The sequence below is a fragment of the Arthrobacter sp. Z1-9 genome (genome assembly GCF_054792695.1).
The window spans coordinates 1417131-1433225 of record NZ_CP096456.1 but is presented as its reverse complement, the minus strand read 5'-3'; the positions used below and the strand labels follow the sequence as shown (position 1 = coordinate 1433225).

The 16095-nt window shown below is 66.7% G+C and carries 12 protein-coding genes; 4 read left to right on the top strand and 8 right to left on the bottom strand.

From position 1 onward, the window contains the following. Nucleotides 1-93 precede the first annotated feature (93 nt). Entirely contained in the window at nt 94-1737 is a 1644-nt protein-coding gene (locus M1D93_RS06575) for a dolichyl-phosphate-mannose--protein mannosyltransferase (protein ID WP_461174949.1), read from the top strand. 65 nt (nt 1738-1802) lie between these two features. Then, on the top strand, nt 1803-3632 hold the full coding sequence (locus tag M1D93_RS06570; protein WP_461174338.1) for an AMP-dependent synthetase/ligase: 1830 nt from the start codon (nt 1803-1805) through the stop codon (nt 3630-3632). A gap of 16 nt (nt 3633-3648) precedes the next feature. On the opposite strand, the gene M1D93_RS06565 is transcribed toward M1D93_RS06570, so the two are convergent. Both M1D93_RS06565 and M1D93_RS06560 read right to left on the bottom strand, forming a co-directional pair. Then, nucleotides 3649-4854, bottom strand: a complete 1206-nt coding sequence (locus M1D93_RS06565; protein ID WP_461174337.1) for a TIGR01906 family membrane protein — start codon at nt 4852-4854, stop codon at nt 3649-3651. A 125-nt stretch (nt 4855-4979) separates the two neighbouring features. Then, nucleotides 4980-5972 carry a stage II sporulation protein M gene (locus M1D93_RS06560; protein ID WP_461174336.1) on the bottom strand — a complete coding sequence of 331 codons (993 nt, stop codon included), beginning with the start codon at nt 5970-5972 and terminating at the stop codon, nt 4980-4982. A 65-nt stretch (nt 5973-6037) separates the two neighbouring features. On the opposite strand from M1D93_RS06560, the gene M1D93_RS06555 reads away from it, so the two are divergent. After that, entirely contained in the window at nt 6038-6838 is an 801-nt protein-coding gene (locus tag M1D93_RS06555) for an RDD family protein (protein ID WP_461174335.1), read from the top strand. A gap of 3 nt (nt 6839-6841) precedes the next feature. Here the strand turns inward: M1D93_RS06555 and M1D93_RS06550 are convergent, their stop codons facing one another. From M1D93_RS06550 to M1D93_RS06535, 4 genes are all read right to left on the bottom strand, one after another. Further along, a complete protein-coding gene (locus tag M1D93_RS06550) occupies nt 6842-8080 on the bottom strand; it encodes a L,D-transpeptidase (protein WP_461174334.1) in 1239 nt (412 codons plus the stop codon). 63 nt (nt 8081-8143) lie between these two features. Further along, the gene (gene ahcY / locus M1D93_RS06545) at nt 8144-9622 is read right to left on the bottom strand and encodes an adenosylhomocysteinase (protein ID WP_461174333.1); all 1479 of its coding nucleotides are present in this window, start codon (nt 9620-9622) and stop codon (nt 8144-8146) included. 103 nt (nt 9623-9725) lie between these two features. Further along, nucleotides 9726-9962 carry a Trm112 family protein gene (locus tag M1D93_RS06540; RefSeq protein ID WP_461174332.1) on the bottom strand — a complete coding sequence of 79 codons (237 nt, stop codon included), beginning with the start codon at nt 9960-9962 and terminating at the stop codon, nt 9726-9728. A gap of 76 nt (nt 9963-10038) precedes the next feature. Then, entirely contained in the window at nt 10039-10428 is a 390-nt protein-coding gene (locus M1D93_RS06535) for a DUF3499 domain-containing protein (RefSeq protein ID WP_461174331.1), read from the bottom strand. 118 nt (nt 10429-10546) lie between these two features. Between M1D93_RS06535 and M1D93_RS06530 the strand changes: the two genes are divergently transcribed. Further along, a complete protein-coding gene (locus M1D93_RS06530; RefSeq protein ID WP_461174330.1) occupies nt 10547-11059 on the top strand; it encodes a metallopeptidase family protein in 513 nt (170 codons plus the stop codon). 55 nt (nt 11060-11114) lie between these two features. Here the strand turns inward: M1D93_RS06530 and M1D93_RS06525 are convergent, their stop codons facing one another. Further along, the gene (locus tag M1D93_RS06525) at nt 11115-12779 is read right to left on the bottom strand and encodes a DUF5719 family protein (protein WP_461174329.1); all 1665 of its coding nucleotides are present in this window, start codon (nt 12777-12779) and stop codon (nt 11115-11117) included. Continuing rightward, nucleotides 12772-16095 carry a glycosyltransferase family 2 protein gene (locus M1D93_RS06520; RefSeq protein WP_461174328.1) on the bottom strand — a complete coding sequence of 1108 codons (3324 nt, stop codon included), beginning with the start codon at nt 16093-16095 and terminating at the stop codon, nt 12772-12774. The genes M1D93_RS06525 and M1D93_RS06520 overlap by 8 nt, the downstream gene beginning before the upstream one ends.

Here is a 16095-nt window from a genome sequence, read left to right as displayed (position 1 = left end):
AAAGGTAGCATGGGGCTCGTGACGCAGACCTCGACGCGGCCGGCCGGGGCCGAACACGCCACAACCCCGGCGTCCACCAGCTCCTCGACCGGGATCGCTGCCCAGCCCCGGAAGACGCCGGGCCGGCCGTGGGTCAGCCGCCCGGCAGAAGCCTTCACGGCGGAGTCCCTTCGTGCGCGGCTGCTGGGGCCCGTCCATAGCTGGCGGGACTACCCGCCGTCGCTGCGGCTTTGGTTTCTGCTGGTCCCGCTCCTGACTGCGGCGGCCGGCGGCGTCCTGCGGTTTGTCCGGCTGGAGGCGCCGCACAAGCTGGTTTTTGACGAAACGTATTACGTCAAGGATGCGTACTCGTACCTGATCAGCGGTTACGAGCGCAGCTGGCCGGAGAAAGCCAATGATTCCTTCAATGCAGGTAATCCGGCCCTCCTCCTGGACTCTCCCGAGTACGTGGTCCACCCCCCGGTGGGAAAGTGGATGATCGCCGCCGGCATGTGGGTCTTCGGGGCGGACAATTCCTTCGGTTGGCGCTTCGCCGCGGCCCTGACCGGGACCCTGTCCATCCTGCTCCTGTCCCTGATAGCGCTGAAGCTCTTCCGTTCACTTCCGCTGGCGGCTGCCGCGGGGCTTCTCCTGGCCGTGGACGGCCATCACCTGGTGATGTCGCGGACATCGCTGCTGGATATTTTCCTGATGTTCTGGATCCTCGCAGCGTTTGGCGCCTTGCTGCTGGACCGGGATGACGGGCGACGCCGGCTGGCGGCCCGGCTGGCCAAGAGTGCGTCCGCGAACGGGGGACTTCCCAGCCCCGCGCAGCTGCTGTCCGGGCCGTGGCTGGGCATCCGCTGGTGGCGGATCGCAGCAGGGGTCTTCCTGGGGCTTGCCGTGGGGACCAAATGGTCCGGCTTGTTTTTCCTGGCGGGTTTCGGGATCCTCACCGTCCTGTGGGACCTCAGCGCACGACGGGTGGCGGGGATCCGCGGCTGGGTCAGCGGCGGCGTGATCAAGGACGGAATCCCGGCGTTCCTGAGCATGGTTCCGGTTGCCGTGCTGGTTTACGCCGCCACCTGGACCGGCTGGTTCCGGTCCGACGATGCCTACTTCCGCCGCTGGGCGCAGAGCAACCCGTCTGCCGAGTGGGGATGGCTGCCGGATTCGGTCCGGTCACTGGCGCACTACCACCTGGAAGCCTACAAGTTTCACCAGGGCCTGGGGTCCGAGCACCCCTATGAGGCGAGCGCCTGGAGCTGGCTGCTGATGGGCAGGCCCACGTCGTTCTTTTATGAGTCACCGGAGCCCGGCACTCCAGGCTGCGACGTGGACAAGTGCACATCCGCCATCCTGTCCGTGGGAAATCCCCTGATCTGGTGGGCGGCAGCCATCTCGCTGGTAGTGCTCCTGTTCTGGTGGGCGGGGCGCCGGGACTGGCGGGCGGGAGCTGTGCTGGCCGGTGTCGCCGCCGGGTACCTGCCCTGGTTCCTGTACCCCGAGCGGACCATGTTCTACTTCTACGCGGTGTCCTTCGAACCGTTCCTGGTGCTGGCCCTCGTGTACTGCCTGGGGCTTGTCCTGGGAAGGACCACCGATCCCCCGTGGCGCCGCCGGTCCGGGCTTTACCTGGTGGCCCTGTTCGTGGCGGCAGCAGTGATGTTGGCAGCCTTTTTCTATCCTGTCTGGGCCGCCGAAGTCATCCCGTACCAGGAGTGGCGGCTCCGCATGTGGATGCCTTCCTGGATCTAGGGCAGGATGGCAGGAGACCCCCGACGGAGCCGCTGCCGCGGCATGGCAGCGGAACGGAGACCTCAGTGAGAGAAGCGAGCACCGGACTGTTGGTTGAGCTTGATCCCGGCAGCAATGTCACGGATCTGCTGCTGGAGCAACAGGCCGCCAACCCGGCCCACGCCCTCTACCGGCGCAAGGGGCCCAACGGCTGGATGGACGTACCGGCGCAGAAATTCCTGCAGGATGTCAGCGCCCTTGCCAAGGGCCTCATCGCCGGGGGACTTGAGCCCGGCGACACCGTTGCCGTGATGTCCGCCACCTCCTACGAATGGACGCTGGTCGATTTCGCCATCTGGTTTGCTGGCGGCGTGACCGTTCCCATTTACGAAACGTCCTCCCTTGGTCAGGTGGAGTGGATCCTCCATGATGCCGGAGTCCGGCGTGTCTTCGCCGAAGACCGGGCCAAGGTGAAGCTCGTGACAGGCGTCCTGGCTGGTTCCACGCTGCTCCGGGACCGCCTCGTCAACGTGGTCAGGATGGATTTCGACGGCGAAGCCCCGGACCTCGCGAGCCTGGCCGCCGCCGGAATGGGTGTCACCGACGCCGAACTGGAACGGCACCGGAGCCGTGCCGGGCTGGACGACGTCGCCTCCCTGGTTTACACGTCCGGTACCACCGGCAACCCCAAAGGCTGCGAAATCACCCACGGCAACTTCGCCCTGGTGGCGAAGAACATCGTCACGTTCCTCCCGGAACTGCTGCTCCAGGACCAGGCCCGCACGCTGATGTTCCTGCCGCTCGCGCACGTGCTGGCCCGGGCGGTCCAGGTGGTCTGCCTCACCGCCGGCGCTACCCTGGGGCACACGCCGGGGGCGTCCCGGCTCCTGGAGGACCTGGGCTCGTTCCGGCCCACGTTCCTGCTGGTGGTTCCGCGGATTTTCGAGAAGGTCCGCGCCACCGCAGCGCACACGGCAACAGCGGCGGGCAAGGCGCGGCTTTTCAACGCCGCGGCCGCAACGGCCATTGAGTACTCGCAGGAGGAGGACAGGCGCAGCCGGGGCGAGGGCAGCGGCCCCGGGTTGCTCTGCCGGATCCGCCACGGAATCTTCGACAGGTTGCTCTATCCCCGGCTTCGCCAGGCCTTCGGCGGCCACGTGGGGTATACGGTCTCGGGCGCGAGTGCCCTTGCGCCCGAGGACGCCCACTTCTTCCGCGGTGCCGGAATTCCTGTCCTTGAGGGCTACGGCCTGACCGAGACCACCGCTCCGTGCACCGCCAACACGCCCTCGCGTACGCGGGTGGGATCAGTGGGCATCCCCATCCCCGGCACCACCGTCCGGGTAGCCGACGACGGTGAGATCCTGGTGAAGGGGATCGGCGTCTTCCGGGGGTACCACAACAACCAGGCCGCAAATGCAGAGGCCTTCGTGGACGGTTTCTTCCGCACCGGCGACCTCGGGGAGCTTGACCCCCAGGGTTTCCTGACCGTCACGGGGCGGAAAAAGGACCTGCTGGTTACCGCCGGCGGCAAGAACGTGGCTCCCGGGCCCTTGGAGGAAAGAATCCGCACCCATCAGCTGGTGGCCCACGCCGTGGTGGTGGGCGACGGAAAGCCCTTTGTCTCAGCGCTTGTGAGTTTGGATCCGGAAGGCTTGGACAACTGGCGCTCCGAGCAGGGACTGCCCTCCCTTGCCGTCCGCGACGCCGTCGCCGATCCCCAGGTAACGGCAGCAATACAGGAGGCGGTGGATCAGGCGAACCAGTTGGTGTCCAAGGCAGAATCCATCCGCAAATTCGCCGTGCTTGACGCCCAGTTCACCGTCGAGTCAGGACACCTGACACCGTCCCTCAAACTGAAGCGTTCCGCCGTCGCGAATGACCACGAAGCCGATATCGCCAAACTTTACGCCTGACCGGCCGGCTGGCCGGCTACGCCTGCCCGGCTGGCTGGTCTTCCGCCGGTTCGTCCTTGGCGAGGCCGCGCCGACGTCGGGTCGGCCAGGTGAGGATGAGCGTGACGAGCGCAGTCAACAGCACCAGGCCCGCGATCACCATCCCGGCGTCGATCCAGAACTGGCCGGGAAACAGCCGGATCAAGGTGTCATCCAGGCTGAAGGTCCATGAGCCGTCCGCGAAGAAGATCCGATGGAACTCGGTGAAGAACTGCTGCCAGCCGAGCACTGCCAGGGAGCCCAATCCCAGGATCAGGACCAGCGTGATGATGGAGCCGGCAAACAGGCCCCTGCGGACTCCGCCCCGGCTCCGCTTGCGCAGGTAGAGGACGGCGATGATGCTCACCAGGATCAGCAGCACGCCGGCACCAAACGTGGACAGGATCACCAGCTTGACGTCTGCCATATGGCTGACTTCGCCATCCTTGAACAGCTTGTCGCCGCTGCGGTGCACCAAGTCACCCAGGTAGCGGGGGCCGGCCCAGTTGCTGAGGTAATCAACGGCGTAGGAGCCGTAGGTCATCCTGTCGTCGGTGCTGAACCCGTAGCCATCGCCGGGAAATCCGGGGCGGTTGTACTCCACCCACAGGAACAGCGGGCTGGTCACTGCACGGACAGCAAGGATGAGCAGGATCAGTGGGAAGAAGAGTGCCAGCAGGACCTGCATCACCCGCGGCGCGACGGGTTTGGCATTGGCTGCACTCTCGCGCTGGGCGTTGCGGCGCTCCACTTCCTCCTCAGGCGGACGCACCTGCAGCGCGGAGGTGGGCAGCCGTTCCTTGAATACTGGAGAGGAATCCAGACTGGACGCCGGTCCCGGATCCTCGATGGTGGATTCCGCGGCTTTTCGGTCCGCCCGGCTCTCCGGCTGGACAGCTTGGCGGGCTTCCGGGGTTGCGGCACCCGTTGCTGCCCCAACCCCGGAAGAACCACCGGTGCGGGCTGCGGCTGGGCCGGCACTTGTTGCAGTTGAACCGGCGTCGGCAGTCCCGCCGCGCACCGGAGTCGCGGCTTGCCCGTCCCCGGCTGATCCGTTGGGCCGGTCAGTAGCGGTGCTTCCGGTGCCCGTTCCGGCTGGCGTCAGCCAGGAAAACGCGGGCTCGTCAGAGTCACCTGATGTGTCCAGGACTGGTTCCGGCTGCGGCTCGGCGCGCCTGGCGCGGGCAGGAGTTTCGTCTTTCACAGCAGCGTCACTTCCGTTGGGTTTCCGCGCCGGTTCTGGATCCGCCGGCGCGCTTCATCTGTTGACGAGCCTACCGCCCGGGCTTCCGGCGGGGCGAGGAACCACCCCGCATGGATTACAACGATTCAGGCAGCCATTTCCGAATAACCTGCGTCTTCGCGGCGGAGGTCCCCGCGCTCCCCTGCCTGGTAGGCGTGCCGTCCGCAGGTGAGGACATACAGCCAGTAGGCTGCCAGCACCGCGGCCCCGATGCCGATCTTCGCCCAGACCGGCAGCGCGCTGGGTGTGACGAACCCTTCCACCAGCCCGGAGACGAACAGCACCAGGACAAGGCCCAGGGCTACGGTGATCAAGGACCGGCCCTCCTCGGCAACCGCCCGGCCCCGCGTGCGGGGACCCGGCGAGACCATCGCCCAGAAGATCCGGAGGCCGGCGGCGCTGGCGATAAACACCGCGGTGAGTTCCATCAGGCCGTGCGGCAGGATGTAGCTGTAGAAGACATCCGACTTCCCGGCGGCAGCGAAAATGCCCGCGGCTATGCCCACCCCCTGGGCGTTGCTGAACAGGATCATTGGCACCCACACTCCGGTGATTCCCAGGGCCACAGCCTGTGCGCTGATCCAGGCATTGTTGGTCCAGACCGCGCCGGCGAAGGACGCGGCCGGATTCTCGGAGTAATAGTTGATGAAGTCTTCCTCGACGTACTGCGTGGCCGCCGCTTCGGACGCCACCGCACGCAGCGCCTCGGGCGACGTGCTGATCCAGATTGCGTAGGCCGCGCCGATCAGGACAAAGGCGGCCCCGCACGCCAGGATGAGCCAGGTGAGCCTGTAGAAGGCCGCCGGAAGGGCCACCACAAAGAACCGTGCCAGGTCTTCCATCAGGTTGGACCGCGCGCCGGTGAAGCGCGTCCGCGCCTGGGCGAGCGTGGCGGACAGCGACGCGGACAGTCCGCTTTCCGGAGCCAGCGACCGGATGAGGGAGAGGTGGGCGGAGGTGGCCTGGTACAGCGTCAGCAGTTCATCTGCTTCCGGGCCACTGAGCCTGCCTTTATGGGCAAGGTCATGCAGCCGCGACCACTTGTCCGCGTTGACGGCGGAGAACGCGTCCATATCCACGGCACCAGCCTAACTGCCAGCACTAGACTATGAGCGTCCCGTACGCCGCGAGGAACAGGAACAGCGTGAGTTCGATCGTCACCGGTGAGGCCGTTGTCCTGGAGTTGCGTCCGGCATCGTTTGCCGCCCGTGCCTTGGGCCTGCTCCTGGACATGGCCCTGAGCATTATTTTGCTGGTGGCCATCCTGATCGGCGTAACAGCTGCGGCCGGGGACCTGGACGAGGCCGCCCTGCGCGCGCTGGTGCTGGCCAGTGTTGTCTTTTGCCTGGTGATCGTTCCGGTGGCGGTGGAGACCCTGAGCCGCGGGCTTTCGCTCGGCAAGCTCGCGGCCGGTCTGCGGGTGGTGCGGGAGGACGGCGGCGCCATCCGGTTCCGCCACGCCCTCATCCGTGGGCTGACCGGCTTCCTCGAGATCTACCTGACCTTTGGTGGGCTCGCGATTGCCGTGGCCCTGTTCAACGACAGGTCCCGCCGGCTGGGCGACCTGATGGCGGGGACTTACGCCATCCGGAGCCGTGTACCGGTTGAGGAGTCCCCTCCCGTGCTTGTTCCGCCCCGGCTGCAGTCCTGGGCCGCCGCTGCGGACATCGGACGGATTCCTGATGCGACGGCACGGCGGGCATCGCAGTTCATCCGCCAGGCCGGACGGATGGCGCCCCTGTCCAGGACCGGCATGGCAGAGTCAATCGCAAATGAGCTCGCGGCCCACGTGGCCCCTCCCCCGCCTCCCGGGACCATCCCCGGCGACTACCTTGCCGCCGTCGTGGCTGAGCGGCGGAGCAGGGAACTCGCCAGGTTGTCGCAGGCGCGGCGGCGGACCGCAGAGACTGGTGAGCGGCTGCACCGGCTGCCTTTTGGCAGCTGAGCGTCAGTTGGCGTATTCGCTCCAGGGGATGTTCCAGTCGCCGAACCCGTCGTCGTGGGCTGCGTAGTCGCCCTCGGTATTGACGATGTGGACAACGTCGCCGGTGCCCATGTTCTCGAAGACCCAGGCGGCGCCGTCGGGAGCGAATCCGATGCAGCCATGCGAGACGTTGGTGTTGCCAATGAAGGGGTAGGCGGATTCCAGGGCCTGGTGGATGTAGGCTCCGCTGAGGGTGAGCCTGATTGTGTATTCCACGTCCTTGTCCCCGTAGTAAGCCGGATCATCGGGCTTCAGCCCAATGCTCGAGGCCCGGAAGTGGTCGTAGCGCTTCTTTTCCATCAGCACGCCATAGCCGCGGGCGGACGGGAACCGCTTGTCCCCCATGCTCACCGGGAGCGTCTTAACTACCTGGTCGTTGACGCTAAGGGTGAAGGTATGAGCGGCTGCGTCCGCCACCGCCACCTTCTTGTCGCCGATGGAGACGTTCACCTTCTTGTTGAAGTTGGCGATCTGGCCGTTGCCCAGGTCCACGCCGAAGAGCTGCATGTCCATGGTGATGGTGGAGTTTGCCGCCCAGAAGTTCTCCGCCCGGTACCGGACCATGGTGTCACTGTGCCAATGGAAGGCGCCCACCTGGCCGGCACTGCTGGTGATGCTGATGGCCTTTTCCACGGCGTCACGGTTGACCACCGGTTCACTGAAGATCACCTGCAGTGGCTGCCCGACGCCCACTTTCATGCCGTCCAGGGGGTAGATGGCAGCGTCCGCCTCGTGCGAACTGGACACCGTGCTGAAGGACTGCGTGGTGCTGGTCTCGCGGCCGGCACCGTCCTTCACCACGTACGTATAGCTGTAATCCGTGTTGAACTTCAGGGCCCCGGACGCCGTCCAGCCTGTCCCCGCGGCGTCGATGCTGCCTTCCACCGTCTCACCTGCGGTGCTGGTGAGCGTAACGCGTTCTATGGTGCCGTTGGCCACCTTCAGGGACACCGGGGCGGCCGGATTCACCTGCTTGGAACCGTCGGCGGGCGCGGCGTCGAGCTTCACGGGCGCAATGACCGGGGAGGCGATGCCCGGTGATGTCCGGACGGCGGTCCCTGCCTCGGACTCGATGGCTCCGCGGGCAATTCCCGGTGCCACGGCAGCGAACACGCCACCCACGGCGGCGAGGAGGCAGACAGCGGCCACCACAAGAATCATTTTGACTCTTCCGGGACGGCGGGATTGGACTTCAGGCTCCATAAGTTGATCCTAGGCGCAGAAAGTAACAGCCCGGTTGCTCCACGCACCCGGGCACTTTACTTCTTAGTAACGATAGTGCTCGGGCTTGTACGGGCCGGCAACGTCCAGGTCCAGGTACTCAGCCTGGTCCTTGGTCAGTTCGGTCAGTTCCACGCCCAGGGCGTCCAGGTGCAGGCGGGCCACCTTCTCGTCCAGGACCTTGGGCAGGACGTAGACCTGGTTTTCGTACTCGCGCTCCCCCTCGGGCTGGTCCTTCTTGGTCCACAGCTCGATCTGGGCGATGGTCTGGTTGGCGAACGAGTTGCTCATCACGAAGGACGGGTGCCCCGTGGCGTTGCCCAGGTTCAGCAGGCGGCCTTCGGACAGGACAATGATGGAACGCTCGGCGTCGGTCCCCTCGTCAAAAACCCATTCGTGGACCTGCGGCTTGATTTCCACCTTCTTGATGCCGGGGATCCTGGCGAGCCCGGCCATGTCGATCTCGTTGTCGAAGTGCCCGATGTTGCCAACAATCGCCTTGTTCTTCATGCCGGCCATGTGCTCGGCCATGATGACGTCCTTGTTGCCCGTGGTGGTGATGAAGATATCGCCCTGGGCCAAGACGGACTCAAGCTTGGCCACCTGGTAACCGTCCATGGCCGCCTGCAGTGCGCAGATGGGGTCGATCTCGGTGACGATCACGCGTGAACCCTGGCCGCGCAGTGCCTCCGCGGCACCCTTGCCGACGTCGCCGTAACCACAGACGACGGCGACCTTGCCGCCCATGAGGACGTCCGTTGCACGGTTGATGCCGTCCGGAAGCGAGTGCCGGATCCCGTACTTGTTGTCGAACTTGCTCTTGGTGACGGAATCGTTGACATTGATGGCCGGGAAGAGCAGTTTGCCCTGTTCAGCCAGCTGGTACAGGCGGTGCACACCGGTGGTGGTTTCCTCGCTGACGCCCTTGATGGTGGCGGCGGTGCGGGTCCACTTCTGCGGGTCCGATGCCAGTGAGCGGCGAAGGACGTCAAGGAAGATGCCGTACTCCTCGGAATCCGTCGGGTCATTGGACGGGACGTTGCCCACTGCCTCGAATTCGGCGCCCTTGTGCACCAGCATGGTGGCGTCGCCGCCGTCGTCCAGGATCATGTTGGGGCCAAGCTCCGGGTTGGTCTCCGCGCCGGGCCAGGTGAGGATCTGCTCGGCAGTCCACCAGTACTCCTCCAGCGTTTCGCCTTTCCAGGCGAACACCGGGACGCCCTGGGGGTCTTCCACGGTGCCCTTTCCGACCACTACCGCCGCGGCGGCCTCATCCTGGGTGGAGAAGATGTTGCAGGAAGCCCAGCGCACCTCGGCGCCCAATGCCGTGAGGGTTTCGATCAGCACGGCGGTCTGCACCGTCATGTGCAGCGATCCTGCGATCCGCGCGCCCTTAAGCGGCTGCGTGGGTCCGAACTCTTCGCGCAGCGACATCAGGCCGGGCATTTCGTGCTCTGCCAGGCGGATCTGGTGCCTGCCGGCTTCGGCCAGCGAGATATCGGCAACCTTGTAATCAAAAGCCATGGGTGAATCCTTTACTCTGTCCGGCGGTGGCCGGGTGCTGCTTGCGGCGCCCCGTCCGGGAACCGCGGCGTGGGGCGGTGCGCCTGTGGCGTGGTGCTGCGGGCTAAACGGCCTTCGGTGTTCCGGCGGCAGAATCGTGCTGGTCTGAACCAGCCGCCGTCGCTGCTGCCAGCAGTTCGGGCGGAAGGAGGAGGGGAATTCCGTCCTCGATGGCGTAGCGGGGCTTCACTCCGGACTCGCCCGCGACGGCTGCAACAAGTTCCTCGCCTTCCTGTGCCAGGGACGATTTCGTCACGGGGCAACGCAGGATGGACAGGAGTTCAGGATGGATCTTTGGCATTACTCATGCTCCCTGGCGGGCGTGCTGGCGCCGTAGCGGACGGAATTGCAGCTTCCAGCCTACCGCCAGATGCACGTCAGGACGGTTCACGCAGGACGCGAAGGTGGCCTCGTCGGGTACCTTCCGCTCCTGCCGGTGCTTCCAGTGCCGAATGCGGGCCGCGCTTCCCGGACGTTGGCTGCGGCTGGGCGGGCAAGGCAGCGGCGTCGCGGACCGCATTGGCCAGTGCCAGGAGGTCATCCGGGCCCGGCTGCTGCGGAGTGGAGGGCATGGCCAGGCGCAAAACCTCCCAGCCCCGCGGGACGGTGAGGGAATCAGCGTGCTGCTCGCACAAATCGTAACAATGAGGCTCGGCGTAGGTGGCCAGCGGTCCCAGGACCGCCGTGGAATCCGCGTAGACGTACGTCAGCGTAGCGACCGCTGACTGGCGGCACGCGGATCTTGAACACTGACGGATAGCTCCCACGACATCACAGACTACTCCGTGATGGCGGCAAAACACTGCATTGCTCCCCGGGTCGACGCGCCTTGGCGGGGACCGTCCATGTGTCGCGTAAATCCTCCCCCGGGTTTACAGTCGATGTATGCAGTCATCGAACCATGATTCAGGCTTTTCGGTCCGGTTGGCTGAGCCGGATGCCCGCAGGGACCAAGGCACGGCTTCCCCGGGCAGAAGCTTTATGATGCGCCGCCGAAACCGCCACGGACGGGGTCTCCGGGGTGACGTGGTGCTCCCCACCCATCCGGGTTACCGCACGCGTTCGGACCGCTTCGATGACATGGTGCTGGACTCCGCGCAACGGCTGCACGACATCTGGGGCAAAACCCTTGATGGCGTCCGCTTTGGCGTTGACGAAATCCCGCCGGACCTGGAGCAGCTGGCCGCGAATGCCGCCACTGTGCCTATGGGTTCGTACACCCCTGCCACCGGTGAGGACGGTCCGATGATTACCGTTTACCGGCGCGTGGTGGAGCAGGCGTGCGGGAGCGTCGAGGAACTTCAGGACCTGGTCCATGACGTGGTGGTGGAGCATACGGCTGAAATGCTGGGTGTTGCCCCGGAAACCCTCGATCCCGTGTACCGGCGCCGGTACTGACCCGCGGTTATCAGCAGCTAATCAAACCAACGCGTTCCATCAGCCGGTGCAGCGCTCAGTAACTCAGGGTGACGGGCACCGTTTCCTGGCCCGCCGCTGCCGGCAGGAAGGACAGGGACGAGACGTCGTTCCTTCCGTCCTGCTGCAACAGCACGGCCCCGTAGGCGGCATCGCCTGAGGCTGAGACCACGTAGCCAACAACGCCGGAGTCCTCCACCTTTTCAGGAATGGCGACGGACGCGGTTGTTCCGCCGGCGATATCGGCGGTGGCGGCCGCCCGGACCTTGCCGTCGGCGGTAATGGCCGAATAGGTGATCGTGGCCCGATTATCGAGGGCACCGAAGACCAGCGTGCGCTGGCCACCCTGTGGCACGGGGACCACGTGCTGGCTGCCCAGCCTTACTCCCGATGCCGCCCACGCGACGTCTGTTGCCTGGGTGTCCTGGAGGCCGCGGGTAATGCGGGCAGCGGCGACGAAGGTGACATCCGATGACGCGTCGACCGTGTAGTGGCCAGCCGGGACACCGGCCAGCGGAATTTCGGTGACGGTGCCCGCTTTGGCAGTGATGACTCCCCCGTTGGGCAATGCCTTCTGGCCGTCACGCCCGTAGAGCTTGACCTCCACGACGGCGTCTGAAGGGCCCGGAACGGTAAGCTGCAGCGCCGGACCTGCGTCCTCGTACCCGGATCTTCCGGTGACCGCGGCTACCCGGTCCGGTTCCTGGATATCAATGCCGGTCATCACCTGCCGGACGGCCGGCGCCGCTCCGGGTGCGATGAAGTCCACGCCGCCAGGGGTGAGGCCACGCAGGACGCTCTGCTGGATGACGGCGGTAACAGGGCCTCCGGCGCTGCGCACGTGCACACTGAGCTGGGCCTCGCCCGGAGCCAGGCCGGCGAGAACCACCGGCCGGGATGTCCCGGGCGCCACCAGCAGTCCCCGGCTGCCGGGTGCCTGGATCTGCCCTCCGGATCCGAAAAGCTCCAGGCTGACGGTGGCCGGGGTGGTGGAAGCGTTGGTCAGGACAAGCACTGACGTACGGCCAACAGTCGTGCCGGCACCGGCGAGCCATTGATCGTTTGACGGCTGCAGGCAGTTGGCTGCCGCCGTCCCCTGCAGGTCGCCGTCCGTTGCCGTGAACTTCATGGCCGCAGCGGCCGAGGCCTTCTGGTTTGCCAGGGCATCGGCGCTGAGGACGGTGACCTGGTCCACGGCACGGGCCGCCACCACGCCGGCGAGAAGTTCCTGGGAACCTCCCGCCGCACTGGGCCGGGCCTGCTCTTTGGCGATCTCGACGGCGGTCGTTCCGCCCAGTTCCGACAGCCGGCTGGCCGGGAGCACTCCGCCTGCGCTGAGCACTGCCCCGGTGACCGAGCTGGCGGCAGTTGCGGACTTCGGGCTGAATTGCGGGTCTGTGCCCGCTTCGGAGCCTTCAAGCAGGCGGGCCGGGCCCGGACATACCCCGACGCTGCTGCCGGCAGGAACTGCCGAAACCCCCGCCGGTACGGCGCGGCTTGAAGGGGGCTGAGGGAGGACGGAGCCGGCTGCCACCACGGCTCCTGCACCGGCAAGGATGACGGCGGCGGTGGCCAGGCCGGAGAACAGCGAGTTCCGCCCGTTGCCGGTTGAGCGCTTTGCAGGCGCGGGGCTTTCCTGGGTTTCATTTCCGGCGGCACCACGTGCCTCCGGTGTTTCCGCCGGCATTGACGTGTTACGCATTCTGGTGTTCCTTACGCAGCGAGCCCTCGTCCCGGGAAAGACCCGTCCTCTGGCGCCGGGCGGGCATCGGGATGGCGAGCATTACCGTCAGTCCGATGACGGTGGCCTGGGCGATCCCGGACCACAGGGCCCACGGGTTTTCGTAACGCACCGTCAGGTGGCCCCCGGAGGCCGGGAGGGTGAAAGCCTGGGACCATCCTGACGTGGTTGCTGTCAGCCTGCGGCCGTCCAGCCACGCACTCCAGCCGGGATCTGCCCGTTCCGCCAGTACCGCCAGCCGGCCCTCCGGCCCCTCGGGAACAGCAGCATCGACGTCGTCGTACCCTGAAGGGACCAGCGCGATGGCGGCGCCATCCGCGTCGACAACCCGCACCCGGTGGGCAACATCTGCCGCCTCGAGCGCAGGCTGGTTCAGCGGGGTGATCCGCCACAGCCATCCGACGTCGGTTTGCCCCACTGCGATGAGCCCGGGCACCGCGTCCATCCGGCTGGCGGTGAGCTGGGCAGCGGTGTCTGCTGCCCGCAGAACCACAAAGCCGACGCCGAGCTGTTCAAGGTCGGGCCGGGGGTCCACGCCCTGGCCCGCCACCAGCGTTGCCACCACGCGGCGGACTGCTGCCGTGACGTCGTCGTCGTCGCGCACGGTTTCTGATCCCGGGCTGCCGAGGATGTTCCGTGCCGAGGCGATGGCCGAAAGGCTGTCCAGCGTTGTGCCTGCGCCGCGCATCAGGGAAGCGTTGTACGTGCCGTTCTCGCCGGTGCTGATCAACAGCGCGCGCGTCTGTTCGGGGCCGGTTCCGCGGTCGGTGGCCGTGGCGGGGAGGATGCGGATGCCGGCAGCCTCAACGAGGCGGGGCGTGCCCAGTGCAGGGGATGCCGGTGGCATTTGGGCGGCCACAACAGAAGGACGGAGGACGTTCTGCGCCGACCAGGCTGCCATTCCTGCGAGGGGTCCGGCGAGCAGGAGCACCATGCCACATGCTGTTGCTGACTGCAGGGCCGTCTTGTGTTTGACACTGCCGGCCGCCGCCGTTGCCAGGCCCAGGAGCCGTTCAGCTCCCAGGATTCCGGCACCCAGCAGGGCGAACGCGGCTGCCGACACTGCCGGTCCGGGGAAGGGCGTCACTACGGTGTCGGCATTCATGCCGGTAGCTACCTGTCCCGCAAACCAGCCTCCCGCCAGGGCTATGGTGGCGACAATCCACAGGGACCGGGCAGTGCCTGCCCGGTTGCCGGAAAGGCATAGGCCCGCCACGGCCAGGAGCAGGACGGGGACGGCAACGAGGAGGGCAAGCAACAACGCCCACGGCACTGAGCTGTCAGCGAAGTACGGCAGCCCAGCAAGCCCGCCGCCGGGGCCGAATTCAAGCGGCTGGCCCAGCAGCTGCTGCCAAAGCGGAGCCGCGTCGAAGCCCAGGGGCACGCCGGGATCAGCCAGCACAGCCCGCGGCCTGTCCAGGGCCGAAAGGCCGAACGGGATGAACAGCGCCGCGGTGGGCAACAGCGCCCACCACACCGTCCGGCCGCGGCGCCCCAACAGAAGCCCGCAAAGAACTACCACCACTGTGGCCGGAATCAGCAGGGACGGTGCGGACGCGGTCACCACAGCAAGCGCCAGGCCAGCGGCTGCAGCTGCAGTCCATGACGGCATTCCGTTGATCCCCGGTTTGGCCGGTGGCCGGTCAGTGAAGCGGCGGTCCCCGGGCGCCGGCAGCTGGAACCGTCCTTGCCCCACTGCGGAGCCGGTGGCCCGCAGCAGGGCCAGTGCGGCCAGGGGAATCATCATGTGGGCAATAAGAGCTCCGGCCCGGCCCTGGTTAAGGGCCACCTGCAGGGCTGGGGCAGCCGCCCAGAAAAGTGCTGCTGCCAGGCGGAGGCGGCGGCTTACTGTCAGGCCACCTGCCGCATACCAGGCTGTCAGGCCGGACAGCGGGGTGCCGAGCAGCAGCAGCCAGGCCAAGGCGGCGTTGGCGTCACCGCCGCCCAGGACGCCCAGTATCCAGAGAACATATCCGAAGGGATCCCCGCGGCCCGGAAGCCCGGCACCCAACGAGATCCACCAGCTGGATGCATGGTGCCAGATGTCGCCCAGGCCGCTTGAGACGGGAATGAGCGCCCCCCCGGAGACTGCGGGGGCACCGAAGAGTCCGGTCAATCCCAGCAAAGAGGTGACGGACGCAATGATCACCGCGGCCAGGGCACCGTTACCCACCCAGCCGCGCCTGCTGGTGGCAAGCGCGGCGAAGTCATCCGACGCGTCGCCGCTGGGCTGGTGCGCCAGCGGGTCCTGTTCAAGGTCGTCGGCAGGTCCGGCGTCCGAGCCCAGGGCTTCCATCAGGGAGCGCCGGTGGCTCCAGACCTCGCGGCGGGGTGTCTGGAGCTTCCGGATGACTGACCGGCGGATCCGGCGCGTCTTCCTGGCGTTCGCCCTCGCCCTCGCGACGGCGCGGGGACGGCCAAGCGCTGCGACAGTCGCCGCAAGCTGCGTGACGCCGTGCCCTGGATCCTTCAGGGCGATACTCAACACCAGTTTGAAGATGCTGCCGAGAAGGGCCGCCGCCCCATGGACGGGCACCATCCACAGCGGGGCGTGCTTCAGCCGCAGGTGGACCTGTGCCCGCCGCGCTGCGGCCGGATTGCCCAGCGCATGCGGACGGTGGGCTACGTGGAACATCCTGGCCGCGGGGACAACCACCACCCGATGTCCGGCCAGGCGGTTCCGCCAGCAGAAATCAACGTCGTCGCCGCTCCCGGGCAGGGCCGGATCGAAGCCACCAAGCTGTTCCCAGATGTCACGGCGCACCAGCATGCCGGCCGAATTGACGGCAAAAGTATCGCTGCGGCCGTCGTATTGCCCCTGGTCGAGTTCGTCCGCGTCGATCAGGGTCAACCGCTCGGCCCAGCGGCTGGTCGAAAGCCCGACGTCCACCAGCTTGCGTCCCTCGTGCCAGTCCAACTGTTTGCAGCCGGCAACTGTTACGGACGGTGCGCGTTCGACGGCGAGGAGAAGTTCCGCCAGCGCTTCCGGCGCCGGCGCAGCATCATCATGAAGCAGCCAGATCCACTCGGAGCGGCGGTTGCCATGATGTCCGGGCCAGGGGGCGAGTTCGGCAAGACCGGCCGATACCGCAGCGCCCATTCCGCCCTTGCCGCGGTGGTTCAGTACCTGTGCCCGGCCCAGCGCCTGCTCAAGGAGGTTCCTGGAATCGTCGCGGGACCCGGTATCGACACCGATGGCTTGATCTGCCGGCCGGGCCTGGGCTGCCAGGGCCGCCAGGGTTTTGGGGAGATAGGCACTGCCGTTGTGGGCAACCAC